The sequence below is a fragment of the Plesiomonas sp. genome (assembly GCF_051650925.1).
GTDB lineage: Bacteria > Pseudomonadota > Gammaproteobacteria > Enterobacterales > CAMTGL01 > Plesiomonas.
In genome coordinates this window covers 1-9,742 of sequence record NZ_JBOFRH010000222.1, presented here as the reverse complement: position 1 = coordinate 9,742, position 9,742 = coordinate 1, and the positions used below count along the sequence as shown (strand labels likewise).

The following is a 9,742-nucleotide window of genomic DNA, read 5'->3' as shown; positions in this document are numbered from 1 at the left end:
AACGATACTTTCGTTATGAACGCATGGAAAGATGATCAAAAAGCTGACCGTATTACCTTTATTCCTGACGGTAACGGTGAGTTCTCTCGCGGCATGGGTATGCTGGTAGAGAAAGGTGATCTGGGCTTTGGTCAGCGTTCATGGCGTTACTCCATGCTGGTACGTAACGGCGTGGTCGAGAAGATGTTTATCGAAGCTGAAGAGCCAGGTGATCCGTTCAAAGTTTCAGATGCTGATACCATGCTGAAATATCTGTCTCCTGATTATCAGGTACAAGAATCCGTATCTATCATTACCAAACCTGGCTGCCCGTATTGTGCAAAAGCCAAGCAGATGCTGATGGATCGCCACATTGCATTTGAAGAGATTATTCTGGGTAAAGATGCCACCACCGTCAGTCTGCGTGCTATTTCCGGCCGCACTACCGTGCCACAAGTGTTTATCGGCGGTAAGCACATTGGCGGTAGCGATGACTTAGAGACCTATTTGCACGCATAACTCTCGCGTTATCAATAAGAAAGCCAACGTAAAGCATTTGGCGGGGAGCCCCCTCCCCGCCCTTTTTTTACCCGTTGGATGTGCAAAATCCAGAAAATAAGGATAAACAAATGAAGCAGTTACAGGTTGATGTTGCAGTTATTGGTGGTGGTACAGCTGGTTTAGGTGCGTATCGGGCAGCAAAAGCACACACGAATAGTGTGGTAATGATTGAAGGTGGCCCGTTTGGTACAACCTGTGCTCGGGTAGGCTGTATGCCCTCTAAACTGCTGATTGCTGCCGCAGAAGCGGTGCATCAGATTGAAAAAGCCCCCGGTTTTGGTGTTCATCCACAAGGCGAAACGCTGATCAATGGCCGTGAAGTGATGGATCGCGTTAAACGCGAACGTGATCGCTTTGTTGGCTTTGTGATGGAGGGCGTTGATAGCATTCCGGCCGAAGATAAAATTCTCGGTTATGCTCGCTTTCTTGATGAGCATACATTGCAAGTTGATCAGCATACCCAGATTACTGCCAAACGCATTGTCATTGCGACCGGCTCTCGCCCAAGCTGGCCTGCGCCGTGGAATTCGCTCGGTGATCGCTTAATCATTAATGATGATGTGTTTAACTGGGACGATTTACCGCAATCAGTGGCGGTGTTTGGCCCCGGCGTCATTGGGCTGGAGCTAGGACAAGCACTGCACCGCTTAGGTGTAAAGGTTGTGATGTTCGGGATGGGCGGTCTGGTTGGCCCGCTGACTGACAGCGCAGTTCGTGACTATGCGGCGAAAGCCCTCAACGATGAGTTCTACCTTGATGCTGATGCCAAGGTAGAGCTGATGCAGCGCGAAGGCGATCAAGTGTTTATCCGTTATCAAGATAAGCAGGGGCAAAGCCAAGAGATTCTGGTCGATTACGTGCTGGCCGCCACTGGCCGCCGTGCGAACGTCGATAAAATTGGGCTAGAGAATACTACGGTAGCGGTTAATGATCGCGGTATTCCGCAGGCTGATCGCTACACGTTGCAAACCAGTGTGCCACATATTTTTATCGCCGGTGATGCCAGCAACCAGCTTCCTCTGCTGCATGAAGCGGCCGATCAAGCCAAAATTGCCGGTGATAACGCTGGCCGTTTTCCGGATATCCGTGCCGGTTTACGCCGCAGCGCGATCTCGGTCGTGTTCTCTGATCCACAAATTGCTATGGTTGGCTCTACCCACCGTGAACTGAGTGAGAAATACGGTTCGTGTGGTTGTTTTGCTACCGGTGAGGTCTCTTTTGAAAATCAGGGCCGTTCACGGGTAATGCTGCGCAACAAAGGTCTTTTGCATGTGTATGGCGAGCAAGGAACCGGCCGCTTCCTCGGTGCTGAGATGATGGGGCCAAATGTTGAACACATTGCACACCTGCTAGCGTGGGCACATCAGCAACAGATGACGGTAGGCCAGATGCTGGATATGCCATTTTATCATCCGGTGATCGAAGAGGGTCTGCGCACGGCACTGCGTGACTTGCAGGCTAAACTCAAGCTGGGGCCAGAGATGGTCGCTCACTGTCAGGTTTGTCCGGGTGAGTAACCGCTGATATTTTATCCCGCAATACCCTGTTATTGCAGATAAAAAAAGGCCACTTCACTACTGAAGTGGCCTTTTTATTGGTATCGATTCAGCAACGCTGAACGAAAGAGTCAATAATTCTGAATGGATGATATGCAATGAGTTTGTCATAATAGACAAAAAGTCAGGATGAGGAGAACACTTATGATCCCCGCCGCTCACGCATTGACCTACTCTTTGCAACGCAGCCGTTCATTTCATACTGGCGATCGCTTGGGTGTTTTTTCATTCAAAAAAGATCGCGGTTACTGGGTAGAAAAAACAGCAGCAGATGCTTATCGCATCAGTGTGTTTGGTTTTGTTGATCAAACGCTGCACTGTGATTTTTCACAATTACGTACGATCTTAAAACCGGTGATCGCGCGCGAATTTCCACGCAGCAACAAGCTGCATGTGAAGTTTACCGCCGCTGATCCGCAGATGGCTTTCGCACTGTAAACCTCTGCTTCTCTCTGCCCGTTATGAGGCTCACCGTTTTGTCACTCACCGCGTGCTGCTGTAGCAACCTCCACAGCAGCACTGTCGCGTAAGGTGTTTCAGCCAATATTTAACCACACCCACTATGCAGCACAGATTGACTCGGCCCTGCCGTTTATCCCGCTAATTGCTGCTTTGCCTGTGCAATGGCAAAAGCAACCTGCTCGGGTGCAACGCCACCTTTTGCACTGCGTTTGGCCAGACAAGACTCCAGTGACAATATTGGGTAGACATCTGCCGCAATCACCGCACTAAACCGCTGTAACTCACTGAGCGATAACGCTTCGAGTGCTTTTCCAGCCGCAATGGCAGCCACTACCACTTCACCGACAATATGGTGAGCTTCGCGGAACGCGATACCTTTTGCGACCAGATAATCGGCCAGCTCTGTGGCATTCGAGTACCCTTGCTGCGCGGCATCTGCCGTGCGCTGAGTACGCACCGCAATGCCCTCAAGCACAAGCGCGGCCATATCCAGACACATCAACCAAGTATCGAGCGCATCAAACAGCCCCTCTTTATCCTCTTGCATGTCTTTGTTGTAGGCCAACGGCAAGCCTTTAAGGGTGACCAGAAGACCACTGAGCGCACCGGTTACTCGCCCAGTTTTTCCGCGAATGAGCTCAAGGGCATCAGGGTTTTTCTTCTGCGGCATTAGTGATGAGCCAGAGGTGACTTTATCTGCCAACTCAACAAAACCGGCCTCACCGCTGTTGAAGAAAATCAAATCTTCGGCAAAACGCGACAGGTGGCTCATGCTCAGTGCTGCAGCGGAAATCAGTTCAACCACATGATCGCGATCGGCTACAGTATCAAGGCTATTGCGCGTAGCACTGGCAAACCCGAGTGAGGTAGCCAGCCGATCACGATCGATAGGGTACGCCGTGCCAGCCAGTGCGCCGCAACCGAGCGGGCTGGTATTCATGCGCACCAGCGCATCACTCAGGCGAGAATGATCGCGCTCTAGCATCTCAAAATAGGCCAGACACCAGTGAGCAAAAGTCACCGGTTGGGCGCGTTGCAGATGGGTATAACCCGGCATCACCGCGTGCTGATGTGCATCGGCAGTCTGTACTAACGCCTGCTGAAAATGGCGGATAGCCTGTTGTAATACCAACGTTTGCTGCTTACACCACAGTTTCAGATCAGTGGCGACCTGATCGTTACGGCTACGGCCAGTGTGCAGCTTTTTCCCTAAATCGCCCACGGCCTGAATCAGTTCACCTTCTACCCAGCTATGGATATCTTCTGCATCAGAGTGCAGGATCTGTTGCGGATCGGCCTGAACTCGCAGTTTGAGCGCCAGCAGCGCCGCTTCGAGTTGTTGTTGCTCACGCTCGGTCAACACACCCACGCTGACCAGTGCGTGTGACCACGCCACTGAGCCATCAATATCCTGCTCGGCCAAGCGGTAATCAAACCGCAGTGAGTCATTAAATTGTTTAAAGCGCAGATCGGCCGCTTCGCTAAACCGTCCGCCCCACAGTGCACCTGCCTGAGCCATGTCTACTCCTGTTATCGCGCGGTTGTTATCATGATATTGTGATAAAACTAACACCAACACGGGTATCGGCAGAGTATGCCGATACCGTGCAGCTTGCGGTAAGAGTCAGGGTCTACTGACGGCTCAATGCGCGGATACGGGCAGAGAGTGAGTACAGGCGGATATATCCACCCGCATCACTGTGGTCATACACTTGATCAGCACCAAAGGTTGCGTAGTCTTCCGAGTACAGGCTGTTCGGCGAACGTTTCTGAATCGCGGTACAGTTTCCTTTATACAACTTAATCACCACCTCACCGTTCACGTCGGCAGCCAGTGATTGTGCCGCCGCCACCAGCGAGGCACACAGTGGGGTAAACCAGCGGCCGTCATAGACCACGTGTGACATCTCTAACCCCAACTGCTCACGCCACTTGAAGCTGTCTTTGTTGAGCACCAGTTGCTCAATCGCCCGCAGTGCGGTGACCATGATAGTGCCGCCCGGCGTTTCATAGCAGCCACGTGATTTCATGCCAACCAGACGGTTTTCGACAATATCAACCCGACCGATACCGTGCGGCGCGCCTTTATCGTTCAGGTAGGTTAAGCACTGGTATGGGCTCATAGCTTTGCCATCTACCGCCACCACTTCACCGTTGGCCACCTGTACGGTGACATATTCAGGCTTTTCGGGCGCTTGTTCAGGATCGGTTGTCCAGACCCAGCAATCTTGGTTCGAGGCATTCCACGTGCTCTCCAGTACACCGCCTTCGGTGGAGATGTGCCAAGCGTTAGCATCGCGGCTATAAATTTTGGTCAGTGAAGCAGTGGTTGGAATATTGCGTTCGGCCAGATAGTCGAGCAGTGCCTCACGCGAGCGCAGATCCCACTCTCGCCACGGGGCAATCACGTTCAACTGCGGAGCGAGCGCAGCAAAAGTGGTTTCAAAACGCACCTGATCATTGCCTTTGCCGGTACAGCCATGCGATAACGCATCAGCACCAATCTCCAGCGCCAGCTCAACTTGCGCTTTGGCGATAATTGGGCGAGCCATGGATGTACCGAGCAGATAAGTGCCCTCATACAGCGCACCCGTTTGCAGTGTCGGGTAGACATAGTGCTTGACGAACTCTTCACGTAAATCTTTGATATAGCACGCTGAAGCACCTGATTTTAGCGCTTTTTCTTCTATCCCAATCAAATCTTCACGCTCTTGCCCGACATCGGCAACAAACGCGATAACTTCGCAATCGTAATGCTCTTTCAGCCACGGAATAATTGCCGAGGTATCGAGCCCGCCTGAGTACGCCAATACGATTTTGCTCATGCCATTTTTCTTCGTCATCTGTTTTTCCTTAAACGTTGAACTCTCTGATTATTTGAGTGGGTGCACTGACATAGAATCGGCGCACTTACAGCATAATTCGGGTGCCGACTGCCTCACCGTTAAACAGTGCCGGTAACAGTTCAGGATAACGCCAACTGGCAATATCCACGGGTCGCCCCAAGGTGTGTGCAGCCGCCAACGCAGCATTCACTTTGACTATCATGCCGTCAGTGATGATCCCTTGAGTGATCAGCTCTTGCGCTTTTTTGCTTGGCAACTGGGCAATCCGCTGACCTTTACCGTCTAAAATACCGCTGACATCTGACAGCATCACTAAATCAGCGTGTAGGGTTTCGGCAATGGCAGTGGCCGCTTGATCAGCGTTCACATTCATGAGTTGGCCCTGAGCATCAATGCCAATCGAGCTGATAATGGGCAGATACCCGTTACTGAGCAGCAAGGTAAGCAGTGTTGGGTTACCAGCTGCGGTATCGCCCACAAAACCCAGCTCAGGGTCTCGTTGGGTCACTTGTGTGAACCCGCCGTCAGCCAGACTCAACCCGACAGCCGCAATCTGTTTTTTTATCGCCCATGCCAGCAAGGTTTTATTGGCTGTGCCCGCCAGAGCGCCGGTGATGATGTCAATTTGATCAGCCGGTGTAACCCGCAAACCCTGTTTTTTAATCACCGGCAAGGCCAGTTTTTTCATCAGGGAATCCACCAAATACCCCCCACCGTGTACGATAACCAGTGGGCGCGGATTTTGCTGATGATAGGCCACCAGCGCTGAAAACAGTTTCTCCAGTGCTTCATCACTGTCGAGCAGTACGCCACCTAATTTAATGACCAGTGGGCGGGAAAGCGCTGCAGTCATAAGTTTGCTCCTTCAAACAGATACGGGTTAAATCAGCGCGCAAGTCTGCGCAAAGCCATAACGTAAATTAAGACACTGCATGGCTTGTGCCGCAGCCCCTTTGAGTAAATTGTCTTCAGCTGCGACCACAATCACATGTTCGCCCTGCAAGGCAAAACCGATATCACAATACGGTGTTCCAACAACCGCGCGAATCGATGGCCAGCCTGAAGGATATAAACGCACTAAAGGTTGCGCGGCATAGGCTGTTGTATAGGCCTGCTGGATCTGTGCTGCGGTTACCCCTGCGCGCAGTTTGGCGGTGATAGTGGCTAAAATGCCGCGCGGAAAATTCCCCAGATGCGGGGTGAAAATCACCGGCACACCTAAGTGAGCGGCAATTTCCGGTTGATGACGGTGGGTAAACACCCCGTATGGCTGTAAGCTCACCTCACACACACTGCTGGTTAAACTGGCTTTACGCCCAGCACCGCTGACACCGCTGACGGCATTGATCACCGGCCATTGGGCAGTATCGAGCAACTGCGCTTCAATCAGCGGTTTTAGCCCCAGTTGCGAGGCGGTCGGGTAACAGCCCGGTACGGCAATCAGTTGAGCATGGGCAATCGCCTCGGCCTGCCACTCAGCCAGCCCGTAAACGGCGCGATCCAGCCACTGCGGGTGCTGGTGGGTAAACCCGTAATATTGGGTATAAAACTCAGCAGAGTTCACCCGAAATGCGCCAGATAAATCCAATACCGTACAACCGGCCTCCAGAAACTGCGGGGCTAGATCGTGGCTCACTTCATGCGCCGTTGCCAAAAACACCACATCTGCTTGCTGTGCCAGCAGATTGACCTCATGCAGTGGTTGTAACGGAATATCCAGCACACCCTTAAATTGCGGGTGCAAATCAGATAACAGGCGTCCTGCATCATGGCTGCCCGCCGACACATAAAGGCCAGCCAGCGTTAATTGCGGATGACGAGCCACCATCGCGGCCAGTTCAGCACCTGTGTATCCACTGGCACCAATAATCAGGGTCTTTAACATCAGAATCCTTTCCTGTTGCGGGAATAAAAAAATTTCAACCGTGAGAACATCAATCTCTCTTTGCACCTGTCGCGCTAGCGCGGTAAAACATCACTACAGCGGTGTTGCATGCTGCACCGCACACAATCTACCGCCAATGTGCCGTAAAACGCGCTCTACATGCTAAGTCACACATGTGGCCACACCGATAAAAAGAAGCACGTAGAGTGCGGTGGCAAAACAGTGATACATGTTAACGGGTATGTTCTAACGCATGTGATAACAACGGGTGTAACCTGAGCAGTTGCCCGCTACACCGCCGGTTGGGCAGGCGTAACCATGGGCTGACTCATCGTCGGAGCAGAAGGGGTATGGCAGGGGATAACGCAGTCAAAACAGTCCTTGTCATTATTTCAATCACCCACAAAATTAAGTGTATTTTTATTCACTAGAATTGCATTATTATATCGATACCATTCAATCAAAGGACTGTCAATCTCTGTATGAAATTTCCTCAGTTTATCGATACCTACCGTAGCCTGATCGCAACCCCCTCTATCAGTGCAACCGATGCGGCGTGCGACCAAAGTAACCGTGCGCTGATTGACCTGCTGGCCGGCTGGTTTGAGCATTTAGGCTTTACGGTTGAGATCCAGCCCGTGCCAAATACCCGCGATAAATACAATCTGCTGGCCACACTAGGTAGCGGCCCAGGTGGATTACTGTTGGCTGGACATACAGACACAGTGCCATTTGATGAAGGGCGCTGGACCAAAGACCCGTTCACCCTGACCGAAGAGAATGGCCGCTTTTATGGGCTGGGTACGGCGGATATGAAAGGCTTTTTTGCCTTTATTCTTGAAGCGGTTCGCCAGTTAGATCGCAACACGCTGACCAAGCCTTTGCGCGTACTGGCCACCGCAGATGAAGAGACATCAATGGCCGGAGCGCAGCTCTTTGCCGCCACCGCCACGGTAAAACCTGACTACGCAGTGATTGGCGAGCCGACATCACTACAGCCCATTCGCGCGCATAAAGGGCATTTATCAAATGCCATCCGTATTTTGGGGCAGTCCGGCCACTCTAGCGATCCCGATCGTGGGGTCAATGCCATTGAGTTGATGCACGAAGCCACCACACAGCTCATGCTGCTGCGCAATCAGTTGCGTGAGCGTTATCATCATGCCGGTTTTACCATTCCCTACCCTACCCTAAACTTGGGCCATATTCATGGCGGGGATGCCGCAAACCGCATTTGCGGCTGCTGTGAATTACACATGGATATCCGCCCGCTACCGGGCTTAACCCTGCGTGATCTCGATGAGATGTTGCACAGTGCTCTTGCACCGGTGCAACAGCGCTGGCCGGGGCGGTTATCTATTCATACCCTGCATGATCCGATCCCCGGTTATGAGTGCCCACCAGATGCTGAAATTGTACAGGTGGTAGAAAAACTGTTGGGTGAACCTTGCGCCACCGTCAACTACTGCACCGAAGCACCCTTTATTCAGTCGGTCTGCCCGACACTGGTACTCGGCCCCGGCTCGATTGAACAAGCACACCAGCCAGATGAGTTTCTTTCCACCGACTTTATTCTGCCAACCACCCTGTTGCTGACACGTTTAATCACCGAGTTTTGTAGTACAAATGCGGCCAGCAACCAAACCCGATTGGGGGGATAAAACCGCTGAATGTTATTTAATTTCACCTTGTTTTGATTTAGCACAATCTTGTAAGGTTGAGCAGGGCCATTGGCCATTTGACGAACAGTTAAGTTCATGGCTAGATAGCAGAAACGCTATTTAGCGTAACGGATGTAGTAAATTTACTAAATGGATGGAGAGCCATGAACGCACATTATGCCGCCATGCGCAGCAACGTGAGTATGCTGGGCAAGTTGTTGGGGGAGACAATCCGCGATGCCGGAGGTGAGCCTCTGTTGGAGCGGGTTGAAACAATCCGTAAGTTATCCAAATCATCACGTGCGGGTAATGAAAATGACCGCCGGATGCTGCTCGATACACTGCAAAACCTGTCCAACCATGAGTTGTTGCCGGTGGCGCGTGCGTTCAGTCAGTTCTTGAATCTGACCAATATTGCTGAGCAATACCATACTATTTCGCGTAACAGCGACGCCCATATTTTCCGCCCAGACACCTTCGATACCCTGTTTGAAAATCTCAAACAAAAAGGGATCAGTGAAGAGAAGATCCGTGAGGCTGTTAGCCAGCTCTCTATTGAGCTGGTGCTGACCGCGCACCCGACTGAAATCACCCGTCGGACGCTGATCCACAAGCATGTGCAGATTAACCGCTGCCTCGATAAGCTAGAGCACGACGATCTGCCAGACGCTGAACGGCGTAAAATTCACCAGCGCCTAATGCAACTAATTGCACAAGCATGGTACACCGATGAGATCCGTAAAGAGCGCCCAACGCCACTCGATGAAGCCAAGTGGGGCTATGCGGTGGTTG

9 protein-coding genes are annotated in these 9,742 nt (G+C 51.8%); 5 read left to right on the top strand and 4 right to left on the bottom strand.

Annotation, left to right across the window (positions count from 1 at the left end):
• The 3 genes from ACRC27_RS05295 to ACRC27_RS05285 form a co-directional block, all read left to right on the top strand.
• A partial coding sequence (locus ACRC27_RS05295) for a glutaredoxin domain-containing protein (RefSeq protein WP_438639362.1) occupies window positions 1-498 on the top strand: 498 nt, incomplete at its 5' end.
• Window positions 499-608: 110 nt separating this feature from the next.
• Window positions 609-2,057: a dihydrolipoyl dehydrogenase gene (locus ACRC27_RS05290; protein ID WP_438630791.1), complete on the top strand. Its 1,449-nt coding sequence runs from the start codon at window positions 609-611 to the stop codon at window positions 2,055-2,057.
• A 183-nt stretch (window positions 2,058-2,240) separates the two neighbouring features.
• The gene (locus ACRC27_RS05285) at window positions 2,241-2,534 is read left to right on the top strand and encodes a hypothetical protein (protein ID WP_438622704.1); all 294 of its coding nucleotides are present in this window, start codon (window positions 2,241-2,243) and stop codon (window positions 2,532-2,534) included.
• Window positions 2,535-2,688: 154 nt separating this feature from the next.
• Here the strand turns inward: ACRC27_RS05285 and argH are convergent, their stop codons facing one another.
• From argH to argC, 4 genes are all read right to left on the bottom strand, one after another.
• The gene (gene argH, locus ACRC27_RS05280) at window positions 2,689-4,077 is read right to left on the bottom strand and encodes an argininosuccinate lyase (protein ID WP_438622703.1); all 1,389 of its coding nucleotides are present in this window, start codon (window positions 4,075-4,077) and stop codon (window positions 2,689-2,691) included.
• Window positions 4,078-4,189: 112 nt separating this feature from the next.
• Entirely contained in the window at window positions 4,190-5,401 is a 1,212-nt protein-coding gene (locus tag ACRC27_RS05275; protein WP_438634943.1) for an argininosuccinate synthase, read from the bottom strand.
• Between the two features lie 67 nt (window positions 5,402-5,468).
• Window positions 5,469-6,257, bottom strand: a complete 789-nt coding sequence (gene argB / locus ACRC27_RS05270; protein ID WP_438639361.1) for an acetylglutamate kinase — start codon at window positions 6,255-6,257, stop codon at window positions 5,469-5,471.
• Window positions 6,258-6,284: 27 nt separating this feature from the next.
• Window positions 6,285-7,289, bottom strand: coding sequence for an N-acetyl-gamma-glutamyl-phosphate reductase (argC, locus tag ACRC27_RS05265; protein WP_438639360.1), 1,005 nt, complete (start codon window positions 7,287-7,289; stop codon window positions 6,285-6,287).
• Window positions 7,290-7,771: 482 nt separating this feature from the next.
• Between argC and argE the strand changes: the two genes are divergently transcribed.
• Both argE and ACRC27_RS05255 read left to right on the top strand, forming a co-directional pair.
• Entirely contained in the window at window positions 7,772-8,950 is a 1,179-nt protein-coding gene (argE, locus tag ACRC27_RS05260) for an acetylornithine deacetylase (RefSeq protein WP_438639359.1), read from the top strand.
• Window positions 8,951-9,114: 164 nt separating this feature from the next.
• Window positions 9,115-9,742: phosphoenolpyruvate carboxylase (locus ACRC27_RS05255; protein WP_438639358.1), on the top strand; the 628-nt coding region annotated here is incomplete at its 3' end.